Origin of the sequence: Streptomyces sp. NPDC048636, from assembly GCF_040650655.1 — a bacterium.
Classification (GTDB): Bacteria; Actinomycetota; Actinomycetes; order Streptomycetales; family Streptomycetaceae; genus Streptomyces.
This window is the reverse complement of sequence record NZ_JBEZHR010000010.1, coordinates 111,940-126,114: the sequence shown is the minus strand read 5'-3', so window position 1 is coordinate 126,114 and position 14,175 is coordinate 111,940. Positions and strand designations below refer to the sequence as shown.

General features: G+C 72.1%; 14 protein-coding genes. 12 read left to right on the top strand and 2 right to left on the bottom strand.

Going from position 1 to position 14,175, the window contains the following annotated elements; genetic code table 11:
* Positions 1 to 131: 131 nt before the first annotated feature.
* Positions 132 to 968, top strand: a complete 837-nt coding sequence (locus AB0C66_RS25555) for an MIP family channel protein (RefSeq protein WP_362442991.1) — start codon at positions 132 to 134, stop codon at positions 966 to 968.
* A 38-nt stretch (positions 969 to 1,006) separates the two neighbouring features.
* Here the strand turns inward: AB0C66_RS25555 and AB0C66_RS25550 are convergent, their stop codons facing one another.
* On the bottom strand, positions 1,007 to 1,369 hold the full coding sequence (locus AB0C66_RS25550; RefSeq protein ID WP_362442988.1) for a DUF1844 domain-containing protein: 363 nt from the start codon (positions 1,367 to 1,369) through the stop codon (positions 1,007 to 1,009).
* A gap of 271 nt (positions 1,370 to 1,640) precedes the next feature.
* On the opposite strand from AB0C66_RS25550, the gene infC reads away from it, so the two are divergent.
* The 10 genes from infC to AB0C66_RS25500 all read left to right on the top strand — a co-directional run bounded on the left by infC (position 1,641) and on the right by AB0C66_RS25500 (position 12,792).
* Positions 1,641 to 2,381 carry a translation initiation factor IF-3 gene (infC, locus tag AB0C66_RS25545; RefSeq protein ID WP_362442985.1) on the top strand — a complete coding sequence of 247 codons (741 nt, stop codon included), beginning with the start codon at positions 1,641 to 1,643 and terminating at the stop codon, positions 2,379 to 2,381.
* 150 nt (positions 2,382 to 2,531) lie between these two features.
* Positions 2,532 to 2,726 carry a 50S ribosomal protein L35 gene (rpmI, locus tag AB0C66_RS25540; RefSeq protein ID WP_019708837.1) on the top strand — a complete coding sequence of 65 codons (195 nt, stop codon included), beginning with the start codon at positions 2,532 to 2,534 and terminating at the stop codon, positions 2,724 to 2,726.
* Between the two features lie 101 nt (positions 2,727 to 2,827).
* Positions 2,828 to 3,211 carry a 50S ribosomal protein L20 gene (gene rplT / locus AB0C66_RS25535; RefSeq protein ID WP_009713826.1) on the top strand — a complete coding sequence of 128 codons (384 nt, stop codon included), beginning with the start codon at positions 2,828 to 2,830 and terminating at the stop codon, positions 3,209 to 3,211.
* Between the two features lie 114 nt (positions 3,212 to 3,325).
* A complete protein-coding gene (locus AB0C66_RS25530) occupies positions 3,326 to 4,159 on the top strand; it encodes an RNA methyltransferase (RefSeq protein WP_362442981.1) in 834 nt (277 codons plus the stop codon).
* Positions 4,160 to 4,199: 40 nt separating this feature from the next.
* On the top strand, positions 4,200 to 5,402 hold the full coding sequence (locus tag AB0C66_RS25525; RefSeq protein WP_362442978.1) for an ATP-binding protein: 1,203 nt from the start codon (positions 4,200 to 4,202) through the stop codon (positions 5,400 to 5,402).
* 172 nt (positions 5,403 to 5,574) lie between these two features.
* On the top strand, positions 5,575 to 6,696 hold the full coding sequence (gene pheS / locus AB0C66_RS25520; protein WP_362442975.1) for a phenylalanine--tRNA ligase subunit alpha: 1,122 nt from the start codon (positions 5,575 to 5,577) through the stop codon (positions 6,694 to 6,696).
* Positions 6,696 to 9,221, top strand: coding sequence for a phenylalanine--tRNA ligase subunit beta (pheT, locus tag AB0C66_RS25515; RefSeq protein ID WP_362442972.1), 2,526 nt, complete (start codon positions 6,696 to 6,698; stop codon positions 9,219 to 9,221). The genes pheS and pheT overlap by 1 nt, the downstream gene beginning before the upstream one ends.
* Positions 9,222 to 9,537: 316 nt before the next feature.
* On the top strand, positions 9,538 to 10,752 hold the full coding sequence (locus AB0C66_RS25510; protein WP_362442969.1) for a PP2C family protein-serine/threonine phosphatase: 1,215 nt from the start codon (positions 9,538 to 9,540) through the stop codon (positions 10,750 to 10,752).
* 104 nt (positions 10,753 to 10,856) lie between these two features.
* The gene (locus tag AB0C66_RS25505; RefSeq protein ID WP_362442966.1) at positions 10,857 to 12,194 is read left to right on the top strand and encodes a transcriptional regulator; all 1,338 of its coding nucleotides are present in this window, start codon (positions 10,857 to 10,859) and stop codon (positions 12,192 to 12,194) included.
* A 67-nt stretch (positions 12,195 to 12,261) separates the two neighbouring features.
* The gene (locus tag AB0C66_RS25500) at positions 12,262 to 12,792 is read left to right on the top strand and encodes an NUDIX hydrolase (RefSeq protein WP_176179802.1); all 531 of its coding nucleotides are present in this window, start codon (positions 12,262 to 12,264) and stop codon (positions 12,790 to 12,792) included.
* Between the two features lie 32 nt (positions 12,793 to 12,824).
* Here AB0C66_RS25500 and AB0C66_RS25495 read toward each other — a convergent pair whose 3' ends face one another.
* The gene (locus tag AB0C66_RS25495; protein WP_362442963.1) at positions 12,825 to 13,082 is read right to left on the bottom strand and encodes a hypothetical protein; all 258 of its coding nucleotides are present in this window, start codon (positions 13,080 to 13,082) and stop codon (positions 12,825 to 12,827) included.
* Between the two features lie 251 nt (positions 13,083 to 13,333).
* Between AB0C66_RS25495 and AB0C66_RS25490 the strand changes: the two genes are divergently transcribed.
* Positions 13,334 to 14,122, top strand: coding sequence for an MgtC/SapB family protein (locus tag AB0C66_RS25490; RefSeq protein ID WP_362442960.1), 789 nt, complete (start codon positions 13,334 to 13,336; stop codon positions 14,120 to 14,122).
* Positions 14,123 to 14,175: the final 53 nt, after the last annotated feature.

The window sequence follows — 14,175 nt, the reverse complement described above, 5'->3', positions numbered from 1 at the left end:
CGCGACGGGTGCGGAATCAGCCGCGCCGACCCCTCTGACCCGGGCCGCAATCGAACCAACGGGCGAAATCTCCTAAATCACCACACAATGCATAAGGCAACTGGCGGTCCGATCGGCAAGAGGAGAGCGCCATGGAGACGAGAACGGTCGTAGCGGAGTGCATAGGGACCGCGATGCTGGTCCTCTTCGGAGTCGGTTCCCTGGTCCTGGCCGGCGACTACATCAACGCCCTCGGCATCTCGCTCGCCTTCGGCTTCACGCTGATCGCGATCGCCTACGCGTTCGGGCGCATCTCGGGCTGCCACATCAACCCGGCGATCACCCTCGGGGCACTGCTGGCCAAACGCATCGACATCCGTAAGGCCGTCGAGTACTGGGTCGCGCAGCTGGTCGGCGCGATCATCGGCGCCGCGGTGCTCTTCCTGCTGGCCAAGCAGGTGCCACGGCTCCAGACCGACGGCGCGTTCGGCACCAACGGCTATGGCGGACGGTCACCGGTGGGTCTGGGGGCGGGCGGGGCCTTCCTCGCCGAGGTGCTGCTGACCTTCCTGCTGGTCTTCGTGTTCCTCATGGTGACCCAGCGGGCGGACCGGAAGGCCGAACAGGGGGAGGGGCTGGAGGAGGAGCCGTCCGGCTTCGAGCCGATTCCGATCGGCCTCGCCTACACCGCGGTCAACCTGATCGGCATCCCGCTGACCTGGGCGTCGGTCAATCCGGCGCGCAGTCTGGGCCCGGCGCTGTTCGCGGGCGGCGCGGCGCTGTCGCAGCTGTGGCTGTTCCTGGTCGCGCCGCTGGTCGGCGGCGTGCTGGCCGCGGTGGTGCACCGGTTCACCCATCAGCACCCGGTGGGCCAGGCCCAGCGGGAGCAGACCACCGAGAAGCCCGCGGCCGGGCCGTGGGGGCGGATGCGCGGCGGCCACCGGCCCGAGGCGGGCGGCCCCGAGGCCAAGGGCCCCGAGGCGGCCTGAGCGGCCTGCGGCATCCAGGGCCGCCCGGCGCCGGGGCCTCAGCTGAAGACCGGCCCGGTGAACTTCTCGCCCGGCCCCTGACCCGGCTCGTCCGGCACCACCGACGCCTCGCGGAACGCGAGCTGGAGCGACTTGAGGCCGTCCCGCAGCGGGGCGGCGTGGAAGGAGCTGATCTCCGTGGCACTCGCCGTCACCAGCCCCGCCAGCGCGTTGATCAGCTTCCGTGCCTCGTCCAGGTCCTTGTGCTGCGGCCCCTCCTCGGACAGCCCCAGGTTGACCGCGGCGGCGCTCATCAGGTGCACCGCGACCGTGGTGATCACCTCGACCGCGGGGACCTCCGCGATGTCACGGGTCAGACGGTCGAAGTCGGGTGCCGGCTGCCCGGCGTTGGCGTCGCTCATGGTGGTCGGGGCTCACTTCCTGGAGGAGGGGAATGCCCAGCCTAGGGGGCCGCCCGGAGCCCCTCGTACGGGCGGGTGCCGAAGAACCCGGCGGGCGCGCGGTGAGCAACACTCCGCGGTCCTGGTAAAGTGGGTGAACGACCGGCCGGTCACTCGCGTGCCCGGCCCACAAGTGGAGGCTCCTCCGAGCTCCCACCTCCCGGCCCCCGGTCGGCAGGTCATCGGTCAGGCTGCGCCCCGCGGTATCACATCGCGGCGGTGCTCCCGGTCAATGAGGAGCCCCGCCTGTGTACCGTCCGGGGCGTTTTGTGTGTCACGGCGCGGTGGTCTCAACCGAAACAGACGTTACGCGGCAGTCCGCCAGGCGGTCGCGTGGTGCAACCGAGGAGGATCCATCAGCGCCGAGCCCCGCATCAACGACCGGATTCGCGTCCCCGAGGTGCGACTCGTCGGTCCCAGCGGCGAGCAGGTCGGCATTGTGCCGCTTGCCAAGGCCCTGGAGCTTGCGCAGGAGTACGACCTCGACCTGGTCGAGGTGGCGGCGACCGCCCGTCCGCCGGTCTGCAAGCTCATGGACTACGGAAAGTTCAAATACGAGTCGGCCATGAAGGCCCGTGAGGCGCGCAAGAACCAGGCGCACACGGTCATCAAGGAGATGAAGCTCCGGCCGAAGATCGACCCGCACGACTACGACACCAAAAAGGGTCACGTCGTCCGGTTCCTCAAGCAGGGTGACAAGGTCAAGATCACGATCATGTTCCGTGGCCGTGAGCAGTCCCGGCCCGAGCTCGGCTACCGGCTGTTGCAGCGGCTCGCTGAGGACGTCCAGGACCTCGGCTTCGTGGAGTCCAACCCGAAGCAGGACGGCCGAAACATGATCATGGTCCTCGGTCCGCACAAGAAGAAGACCGAGGCGATGGCCGAAGCCCGCGAGGCGCAGGCCGCCCGCAAGGCGGAGCGCCAGGGCGGCAGCTCCGTGGAGGAGCCCGCCGAGGAGCCCGCCGAGGCGTGATCGCGAGGCGCGAGCCTCCATCGCCCACCCGGGGCCACCCCACGGCTCCGGAGACCAACCGAAATACCAGACGCTTCCGTACGCCGGATCACGGTCACCGCCGTGCCCGCCCGGTACCGGAAGCGCCCCCGACGAGGAGTGAACGGCGACATGCCGAAGAACAAGACGCACAGCGGTGCCCGCAAGCGCTTCAAGCTCACCGGTTCCGGCAAGGTCATGCGCCAGCGCGCCGGTCGCCGCCACCTTCTCGAGCACAAGCCGTCCACGTTGACGCGCCGCCTGGCCGGCAAGACCGAGATGGCCCCGGCCGACGCCAAGAAGATCAAGAAGCTCCTCGGCAAGTGACGCCCCGCCCCGCCGAGGCGGGGTGTGCGCCGAGCCGACCGGGACCTATTCGTTTCCGGGCCGTATGAGTCACCCGCGGCCCCGTACAAGGAGTTAAACAAGTGGCACGCGTCAAGCGGGCAGTCAACGCCCACAAGAAGCGCCGGGCGATCCTCGAGCAGGCCAGCGGCTACCGCGGCCAGCGGTCCCGCCTGTACCGCAAGGCCAAGGAGCAGGTCACCCACTCTCTGGTCTACAACTACAACGACCGCAAGAAGCGCAAGGGCGACTTCCGGCAGCTGTGGATCCAGCGCATCAACGCCGCTGCCCGCGCCAACGGCATGACGTACAACCGCTTCATCCAGGGTCTGAAGGCCGCCAACATCGAGGTGGACCGCAAGATCCTCGCCGACCTCGCGGTCAACGACGCCAACGCGTTCGCCGCGCTGGTCGAGGCGGCCCAGAAGGCGCTGCCGAGCGACGTCAACGCCCCGAAGGCGGCGTGACGCCCCGCGCGATACCGGCGATACGGACCCGCAGGTGATCTTTCACCTGCGGGTCTGTGCGTGCCGGAGCCGGTCCGGTACCGACGACGGCCCACCACCAGGAAACGAGAGTCCATGGCGGCCCCTGAGCTGACTTCCCTGAAATCGCCGCGCGTCACGGCGGCGCGACGGCTCGCCAAGCGCAGCTTCCGCGGCAAGGAGCGGCGGTTCCTCGTCGAGGGGCCGCAGGCCGTACGGGAGGCCGTCGACCACCTCGTCGAGGTCTATACGACCCCCGAGGCCGCCGACCGCCACCCGGAGATCGTCGCCGCCGCCCGGGCCGCGGGCGTCCCGGTGCTCACCGCCTCCGACGAGGTCGTCACGGAGATGTCGGACACCGTCACCCCGCAGGGCATCGTCGGGCTCTGCCGCTTTCTGGACTCGCCGCTGACGGAGGTCCTGCGCGCCCGGCCGCGGCTGGTCGCCGTCCTCGCCAACGTCCGCGACCCCGGTAACGCGGGGACCGTGCTGCGCTGCGCGGACGCGGCCGGGGCGGACGCGGTGGTGCTCACCGACGCCTCGGTGGATCTGTACAACCCCAAGGCCGTCCGTGCCTCCGTCGGCTCCCTCTTCCATCTCCCGGTCGCCGTCGGCGTGCCCGTGGAACGCGCGGTGAGCGCGCTGAAGGAGGCCGGGGCGCGGGTGCTGGCCGCCGACGGGGCGGGGGAGCGGGACCTGGACTCCGAGCTCGACGACGGTCTGCTCGGCGCCCCCACCGCGTGGATCTTCGGCAATGAGGCATGGGGGCTGCCGGAGGAGACCCGCGCACTCGCGGACGAGGTGGTGCGCGTTCCGATCCACGGGAAGGCGGAGAGCCTCAACCTCGCCACGGCCGCCGCCGTATGCCTCTACGCGTCGGCTCGTGCGCAGCGCGCTCCCGCGGGGTGCCGCTCCGTCACATCGACCTAGTAGGGTTGCCCCCTCTGGGGGCCCAGGAGGGGGTGTGGGGATGGACGTCAGGACCTCCGGCGCCAGGGCGGCCGACGCCCGCGCGCCCGGAGCGGAGCTGCCCGCCGCCGGGGAAGGGCCGCCGGAGCCCGACGAGATGATGGCCGCGCTCGGCCTGCACCCCGACGATCTGCCCGACGGCCTGGTGGTGGCCGATGGCACCGGCCATGTCACCTGCTTCAACGCCGCGGCGGCACGGATCACCGCCACCCACCCCAAGGACGCCATCGGCGCCCCGTTCGAACGTGCCCTGCCGTTAGAGGACCTGGACGGCCGCCGCTGGTGGGCGCTGACCGATCCGTACGGCGGGCTGGCCACCCGGGTCGGCCAGCCGGAGCGCAATCTCCTGCTGCCCGGCGGCCGGGAGGTGCTGGTCTCCGCGCGGTACGTCCGCGAGTACCCCACCGGACCGGTGCGCCGGCTGGTGGTCTCGCTGCGCGGCACCGAGGCGCGCCGCCGCACCGAGCGCAGCCACGCCGAGCTGATCGCGACCGTCGCCCATGAGCTGCGCTCGCCGCTGACCTCGGTCAAGGGGTTCACGGCCACCCTGCTCGCGAAGTGGGAGCGGTTCACCGACGACCAGAAGCGGCTGATGCTGGAGACCGTCGACGCCGACGCCAACCGGGTCACCCGGCTGATCGCCGAGCTGCTGGACATCTCCCGGATCGACTCCGGGCGGCTGGAGGTGCGCCGCCAGCCGGTGGACGTCGCCGCCGCGGTCCGCCGCCATGTCCAGGCGCTCACCACCGCCGGACACTGCGCCGAGCGCTTCCTGATCAAGGTCAGGGGGCCGCTGCCGGATCTGTGGGCGGATCCCGACAAGATCGACCAGGTGCTGGGCAACCTGCTGGAAAACGCGGTGCGCCACGGTGAGGGAACCGTCACCATCGAGGTGGCACCCGCAGCGGTCGGACCCGCCGCGGACGGTCAGGCCGGGGACGGCCCGGCCGTGGAAGGCCCCGCTGTGGAAAGGACCGCCGTCACCGTGAGCGACGAGGGCCCCGGTATCCCCGAGGAGTCGATGAGCCGCGTCTTCACCCGCTTCTGGCGGGGCAGCAAGCGCGGCGGCACCGGCCTGGGCCTGTACATCGTCAAGGGCATCGTGGAGGCTCACGGCGGCACCATCACCGTCGGCCGGGCCCGCGGCGGCGGGGCCGAGTTCCGATTTACCCTGCCCGTGGGCACCCCGGCCTATCTGCTCTGAGGCCGCCCACGGGCTTCCCGCGGAACAGCAGAGCTCGTACGCCCCTTAGACTCGGGCTTTGGCACCTTTGGCGTCCCTTGTGGTCCCTGGTCGCAGCAGCCGTCGAGCGGGGTCGCGCAGCCAGGGGGCACCTCCCAGCGGTAGCTGGGGACAATCGGAAGCACGGGAAGAGATGTCCGCACCCAATAAGTCGTACGACCCTGTCGAGGTCGAGGCCCTGAAACCGGAAGAGATCGCCCGGATGCGGGACGAGGCGCTCGCCGCCATCGCCGCCGCGGGTGACCTCGAGGCGCTGCGCGAGGTGAAGGTCGGCCACACCGGCGACCGCTCACCGCTCGCGCTGGCCAACCGCGAGATCGGCGCCCTGCCGCCGCACGCCAAGGCGGACGCGGGCAAGCGCGTCGGCCAGGCCCGCGGCCAGGTGAACCAGGCGCTCAAGTCCCGTCAGGAGGAGCTGGAGGCGGAGCGCGACGCCCGGGTGCTGGTCGAGGAGGCGGTGGACGTCACACTGCCGTACGACCGCACCCCGGCCGGTGCCCGCCACCCGATCACCACCCTCTCCGAGCGCATCGAGGACGTCTTCGTGGCCATGGGCTACGAGGTCGCCGAGGGCCCCGAAGTGGAGGCCGAGTGGTTCAACTTCGACGCGCTGAACTTCCCGCCGGACCACCCCGCCCGCGAGATGCAGGACACCTTCTTCGTGCGCGGTGCGAAGGACGGCGAGTCCTCCGGTGTGGTGCTGCGCACCCACACCTCACCGGTGCAGATCCGGTCGATGATCGACCGTGAGCCGCCCATCTATGTGATCTGTCCGGGCCGCACCTTCCGCACCGATGAGCTGGACGCCACCCACACCCCGGTCTTCCACCAGGTCGAGCTGCTTGCCGTGGACGAGGGGCTGACCATGGCCGACCTCAAGGGCACGCTCGACCACATGGTGCGGGAGCTGTTCGGCGAGGGCATGTCCACCCGGCTGCGGCCGAACTACTTCCCGTTCACCGAGCCGTCCGCCGAGATGGACATGCTCTGCTACGTCTGCCGCGGTGAGTCGGTCGGCAACCCCGACCGCCCCTGCCGCACCTGCTCCAGCGAGGGCTGGATCGAGCTCGGCGGCTGCGGCATGGTCAACCCGCGGGTGCTGGTGGCCTGCGGTATCGACCCGGAGAAGTACAGCGGGTTCGCCTTCGGCTTCGGTATCGAGCGGATGCTGATGTTCCGGCACCACGTGGAAGACATGCGAGACATGGTCGAGGGTGATGTGCGCTTCACCCGGCCCTTCGGGATGGAGATCTGATGCGGGTCCCGCTTTCTTGGCTGCGGGAGTACGTCGACCTGCCCGCCGGTGAGACCGGCCGTGACGTACAGGCCAAACTTGTCGCCGCCGGGCTGGAGGTCGAGACCGTCGAGCAGCTCGGCGCCGGTCTCAAGGGCCCCCTGGTGGTGGGGCACGTCCTGGCCATCGAGGAGCTCGAGGGGTTCAAGAAGCCCATCCGCTACTGCCAGGTGGATGTCGGGCAGGCCAACGGAACCGGCGAGCCGCAGAACATCGTCTGCGGCGCCCGGAACTTCGCCGTCGGCGACAAGGTCGTCGTGGTGCTGCCCGGCGCCGAACTGCCCGGCGGCTTCGCGATCTCCGCGCGCAAGACCTACGGCAAGACCTCCGAGGGCATGATCTGCTCCGCCAGTGAGCTGGGCATGTCCGACGACCACGACGGCATCATCGTGCTGCCGCCGGAGTACGAGGTCGGCACCGACGCCATCGAGCTGCTGGAACTGGTCGACGAGGTCCTCGACATCGCCGTCACCCCCGACCGGGGCTACTGCCTGTCGATGCGCGGTGTCGCGCGTGAGACCGCCACCGCCTACGGGCTGCCGCTGCGCGATCCGGCCCTGCTGGACGTGCCCGCGCCCAACAGCCATGGCTACCCGGTCAAGGTGGCCGATCCGGTCGGCTGCGACCGCTTCACCGCCCGTACCGTCACCGGGCTCGACCCGCAGGCGCACTCCCCGATCTGGCTCCAGCGCCGCCTCCAGAAGGCCGGGATGCGCCCGGTCTCCCTCGCCGTCGACATCACCAACTATGTGATGCTCGAGCTCGGCCAGCCGCTGCACGCCTACGACCGCACCCGGATCAACGGCGCGATCGGGGTGCGCCGTGCCGAGCAGGGCGAGAAGTTCACCACCCTCGACGGCACCAAGCGGGTACTGGACGCCGAGGACCTGGTCATCACCGACGAGAGCGGGCCGATCGGTCTCGCCGGGGTGATGGGCGGCGCCCACACCGAGATCGCGGACGCGGTGACCGACCCCGGGACCGGAGAGGTGCGCGGCACCACCGAGGTCGTCATCGAGGCCGCCCACTTCGCGCCGGTCTCGATCGCCCGTACCGCCCGCCGCCACAAGCTGTCCTCGGAGGCGTCCAAGCGGTTCGAGCGCGGGGTGGACCCGGAGGCCGCCTCGGCCGCGGCCCAGCGCACCGTCGATCTGCTGGTGCTGCTCGCGGGCGGCACCGCCGAGGCGGGCGTCACCGAGGTCATCTCGCCCGGCGCCCCGCACACCCTCACCCTGCGCGCCGACCACCCGGACCGGGTGGCGGGCGTGGCGTACGGCCGGGAGGCCGTGGTGCGCCGCCTCCAGCAGGTCGGCTGCGATGTCTACGGCGCCGACGACCTGACCGTCACGGTGCCCAGCTGGCGGCCGGACCTCACCGACCCCAACGACCTGGCCGAGGAGGTCATCCGGCTCGAGGGATACGAGAACCTCCCCTCGACGCTGCCGCGGCCGCCCGCCGGGCGCGGGCTGACCGAGCGTCAGCGGCTGCACCGCCGGGTCGGCCGGGCGCTGGCCGGTGCCGGGTATGTGGAGGCGCTCAACTACCCGTTCATCGGCGCGGAGGTGCTCGACCAGTTCGGGCTGGCCGCCGACGACCCACGCCGCGACCTGGTCACGCTGGTCAACCCGATCTCGGACACCGAGCCCGCGCTGCGCACCACCCTGCTGCCCGGGCTGCTCGGTGCGCTGCGCCGCAACGAGGGCCGCGGTGAGCACGGTCTCGCGCTCTTCGAGACCGGTCTGATCTTCCGCTCCAGCGGGGCCCGGCCGACCGCCGTCACCCTGCCCGTGGACCACCGTCCCACGGACGAGGAGATCGCCCGGCTGGACGCCGCCCTGCCGCGTCAGCCGCGCCGCGCCGCCGTCGTGCTGTCGGGCGCGCGTGAGCAGTCCGGATGGTGGGGCGAGGGCACCCCGGCGAGCTGGGCCGACGCGGTCGAGGCGGGCCGGACCGTGGCCCGTGAGGCGGGCGTCGAGCTGATCGTCCGTCAGGACCAGCAGGACCCCTGGCACCCGGGCCGCTGTGCCGCGCTGCTGGCCGTCGTGGACGGTCAGGAGATCCTGGTGGGCAACGCGGGCGAGCTGCACCCGCGGGTCACCAAGGCCCTCGGCCTCCCGGAGCGCACCTGCGCCATGGAGATCGAGCTCGACCGTCTGGAGGAGGCGGGCTCCGGCCCCGTCGAGGCGCCGCGGGTGTCCACCTTCCCGGTGGCCACACAGGACGTGGCGCTGGTCGTGGACACCGCGGTGGCCGCGGCCGAGGTGGAGGCGGCGCTGCGCGAGGGCGCGGGCGAACTGCTCGAGTCCCTGCGGCTGTTCGACGTGTTCACCGGTGAACAGCTCGGTACGGGCCGGAAGTCGCTGGCCTACGCGCTCCGCTTCCGTGCCGCCGACCGTACGCTGACCGCCGAGGAGATCGCGGTGGCCCGGGACGCGGCGGTGGCCCTCACGGCCGAGCGCACCGGCGCCGTGCTCCGCGGCGCCTGATACGGAGGGCTCGCCGACCGGCCGACACCGGTTGTGCGAGCCCACAGGGCGCGCCTCGTATCCGCGGGGCGCGCCCTTCGCGCGCCGTTCGCTCTCCCGTCCGTGGAGCGGCGGGTTGTTCGGCTCCACCGGCGAACGCCATCACACGATCAGGTGAGAATCGGAAGCCTCTGGTCCATTTGACAGTGGCTGTCGCGAGAATCGTCCCGGTCGCACGGCCCAGGTCAGGACCGATCCAGGACCGGCTTCAGAGTCCCGTTCAGGACCGGCTTCGGGGCCCGCCGACCGCCTCATTGGCTGTGAACGGGGGCGTCGCATGATCGGAAGCAGGCCGGGAGGCGAGCCGCCGGGAGCGGCCCCACCGTGCACACTGAGGGCCCCCGCCGCGCTGTTGTGCGGATGGCTGCTCGGCATCGTCGTCTGGGAGCTGAGCTGCCCCTACGGACCACGGCTGATCCAGCTCCTGGCCGCCGCGCCCGCCATCGCCTGCGCCTTCACCGGCAGCAGACTGTGCATGCTGCTCGGCGGGGCCAGCGCGCTGTTCGCCCTCGTTCCACTGGGCGTCCCGGCCCCGGAGAGCTCCGCCGACGCCCTGGGCACCCGCCTCGGAGCCTGTGCGGCCATCCTCACCGTGGTCGCGGTCGGCTACCTCACCACCGGCCGCCACTCCCGGCTGGTCCGCGAACTGGAGCGGGCCCAGGAGGTGGCGGACGCCGCCCAGCGGGCCGTGCTGCGCCCGCTGCCGCCCCGTCTCGAGGGCATCGAGCTGGCGGGCGGCCATCTGTCGGTCAGCCGCGGCGCGGCGGTCGGCGGCGACCTCTACGAGGTGTTGGCCACCCCCTACGGCGTCCGCGTCATCATCGGGGACGCCCGCGGCCACGGCCTCGCCGCCATCGGCACCGTCGCCGCCGTCCTCGGCAGCTTCCGCGAGGCCGCCCACGAGGAGCGCGGACTCGCCGACGTGCTGCGGCGATTGGACCGCGCCCTGGAACGCCACCTGCGCGAGCGCGCGGGCGGTGCGTACACCCCGGAGAGCCCCGAGGCCGAGGAGTTCGTGACCGTCCTGCTGCTGGAGGTGGGCCCGGACGGCGAGGTCACCGCGCTCAACTGCGGCCACCCCTGGCCGTACCGGCTCCTGGAGCAGCCGGTCGGCCCCGCCACCGCCCGGCAGACCGCGCCCGGTGAGGTGCTGCCCCCGCTCGGCCTCTTCCCGCTCCCGGCCGAACTGCCCCTGGCCCCTTGCGCACCGCTGCCTCCCGGGGACGCGCTGGTGCTGCACACCGACGGCGCCGAGGACGCCCGGGACGTGGACGGTGTCTTCTTCCCGCTGCGCCGCGCCCTCGCCGAGGCGGCGGGCCCCGGACCCATCGTCCCGGCCGCGGTGGTCGAGGGGGTCCGCTCGGCGGTGCTGCGGCACACCGGCGGACGGCTCAGCGACGACATCGCGCTGGTCGCCCTGCGCAACGACCGCCGTCCGGTGTCGGCCACCCCCTCGCTCTCCGTCCCGGCCGGCGATGCCCGGCACGGCTGAGCACTCCGCCGGAAGTGCCGTGCGGTGGGGTCGTCGTCCGGTTCACACCCCGTGCGAATCGGCCTCCACTACGCTGGCGCCACCGAGGGCGTCGGGAGGGCGAGATGGAGCCCAACACACTGCTCGACTCCGTACTCGACGAGGCCGGGATCTCCCATGCGGGGCTGGCCGCGCACATCAACGAGGCGGGCCGGGCACGGGGCATGACACTGCGCTACGAACACACCGCGGTGGCGCGCTGGCTGAAGGGACAGCGTCCGCGCGGCCATGTGCCGGACCTGATCTGCGAGGTGCTCGGCGAACGGCTGCGCCGCGCACTCACCCTGGACGACATCGGGCTCGGCACCCCCGGCAGCCCTCGCGGGCCCGCCACCCCGCTCACCGGATTCGTCGAGCGCGCCACCGCGCTGTGGCGCTCCGACGAGCAGCAGCGTCCGCATGTCATCGCCGCACCCGCGGTCACCGGCACCTCCGCCGTCATCCCGGTGTGGGAGTGGGAGAACCCGCCCGAGGACTCCGATGTCTCCCGCCACGGGCTGACCCGCGTCAGCATGTCCGATATCGCGATGCTGCGCGCCGCCCGCGCCCACTACGAGCAGCTGTACCGCAAGGCCGGGGGAGTGGCGACCCGGGCCCGGGTGGTGGGCTTCCTCAACGCCGAGACCGCGCCGCTGCTGCGCGGCAGCTATCCCGACGACACCGGCCGCCAACTCCACCGCGCCACCGGCGGGTTGGTGGCCATCGCCGGTATCTGCGCCTACGACTCCAACGCCCACGGCCTGGCCCAGCGCTACTTCCACCAGGCGCTGCGGCTGGCCAAGGCGAGTGGCGACCGGGGGCTCGGCGCCTATGTGATAGCGCTGCTGGTCAACCAGTCGCTGTTCATGCGGGAGTACCGGCCGGCGGTCGCCTTCGCCGAATCCGCGCTGCGCGCCGCGGGCACCCAGATCACCCCCGCGCTCGCCGCCGACCTGTACGCCATGCAGGCCAAGGCATACGCCCGGCTCGGCGACGGCGCTGGGGCGCTGGCCTGCATCCGGCGGGCCGAGACCGCCGCCGACCGGATCCGCCCGGGCCAGGAGCCCGACGAGACCGGTTATGTGCAGCCGGGCCTGGTCAACGTCCAGGTGGCGGAGGCCCTGTTGAGCCTGGGCGACCTCGGCGCCGCCCGGGAGCACGCCACCGCCGCCGTCGGCACCCCCGCCCACGACCGGGGACGGGTGCACCGGCTCGCCATGCTCACCCATATCGAGCTGCGCACCGGCGACGCCGACCGGGCGGGCGCCACGGCCGTGGAAATGACCGAGCGGGCCCGCGGGATGGAGTCGCAGCGGTTACGCGACCGGCTGCGCGCCGTCCGGGAACACCTCGCGGCCAGCGGGTGCGCGGCGACCAACGAGGCCGCGGAACTCATCGACGGGGCACTGCGCGTTCCTCTCTGAGCGCGCTCCGCACTCTCGTCAGCGGCTGGCCGGGGATTGCCATCTGTGCGGCGGAAGGTGGCCGGTAGTGCGGTGGAAGAATCTCAGGGAGCGGACCGTGTACGAGAACCGCTGGTTCCGGGTCAATCTCGCCGATGTCAGACTCCCCGACGGCCGCCATCTCGACCACTATCTGATCCGGCTGCGGCCGGTGGCGGTGGCCACCGTGGTCAACGCGGCCAACGAGGTGCTGCTGCTGTGGCGGCACCGCTTCATCACCGACGCCTGGGGCTGGGAGCTGGCCGCGGGGGTGGTCGAGGACGGCGAGAGCGTGGAGGACGCCGCCGCGCGGGAGATGGAGGAGGAGACCGGCTGGCGCCCCGGGCCGCTGCGCCATCTGCTCTCTGTCGAGCCGTCCAACGGGCTCACCGACGCCCGCCACCACATCTACTGGGCCGAGGAGGCCGCGTACGTCGGCCACCCGGAGGACGACTTCGAATCCGACCGCCGGGAGTGGGTGCCGCTGAAGTCGGTGCCCGATCTGGTCGCACGGGGCGAGGTGCCCGCGGCCAACATGGCTGCGGCGTTGCTGCTGCTCCACCACATCCGTCTCGGCTGACCGCGGGCCCGGCGGGACTTCGCGGACCCGCCCTAGCGTCCCGCCGTCTGCCACACCGCGAGCGCCAGCGAGGAGAGACCGGTGAGGGCGGCGATGGAGGGCAGTGGCCAGCGCCCGTGTTCCAGGATCCGGATCCGACCGGTCAGTTGGCCGACGTCCTCCTCCGCCTGTTCCCCCCGGTGGTCGAGCAGGGCGAGCCTGCCGTCGACACGGGTGAAGCCCACGTCGACGGTGCGGCGGAGCTCCGCGAGCTCCACGGATAACGCAACGTGGTCGGGCTCGGTGGTCACGGGTTGATCCCCTTCCGGATGTATGTCCGTGCAGTGGTCACGTAGCTGAGTCAACCGCTTACCGGGGTCGCGCGGGAGAGTGTGCGGCGGGGGTGTGTGAGTCACCGGCGCACACCCCGTGCGAACGGTGGCGCAGGTCCGGCCCGGCCCTTCCGCTTCCTGTTCCGCTTACGGCGTGTTCCGGCTCATCGCGGGTACTCGGGGCATGCGTGGGGGTGGGCTTCACGCGGAGTGAGCAGGGAGGGCTGTGCGTGCATACGACCGCTGCCCCGCTGTGGGAATTCGGCGCCGATCAGGGAGTGCGGCAGTTCGCCGAGCTGGGTATCGCGCTGGTGCTCTCCACCCTGATCGGGCTGGAGCGGGCCGTCCAGCAGAAGAGCGCGGGGCTGCGCACCCACACCCTGGTCGGCGTGGGCAGCGCGCTGTTCATGCAGGTCTCGCAGTACGGCTTCGCCGATGTGCTGCTGCGCGACCATGTCACCCTGGACCCCTCCCGGGTGGCGGCGCAGATCGTCTCCGGTATCGGCTTCATCGGCGGTGGCCTGATCTTCGTCCGGCGGGACGCCGTGAAGGGGCTGACCACCGCCGCCACCATCTGGCTGACCTGTGCGGTGGGCATGGCCTGCGGTGGCGGGCTGGCCCTGCTGGCCACCGCGGCCACCGCGATCCACTTCCTGGTGGTGCGCGGCTACCCGATGATCACCCGCAACCTTCCGGCCATCTGGGCGGAGGAGCAGGTGGAGGTGCAGCTCTCCTACCGGATCGGCGGCGGGCTGCTGCCGCGGGTGCTGGAGCTGTGCACCGCGGCCGGGTTCCGGGTGCTGCGGGTCCGGGTGGACCGGGCGCCCTGGAAGGACCGGGGCCGCCCGACGCGTGGGATGCGCGCCGACGAGGAGAGCCGCCCCGGTATCCCGGGCGTCGCCGAGGTGCAGGTGGCGCTGGAGGGCACCGGGGACGTCCACCGGCTGGTGGGGCAGATCTCCGAGCTGGACGGGATCCTGGGCGCCGACGCGGGACGGGACCTGGACTCCTCCGACTGACGCACCACGGGCCCGCCTCCGCCCCGGAGGCGGACACGGGCCCATGGCGAGCG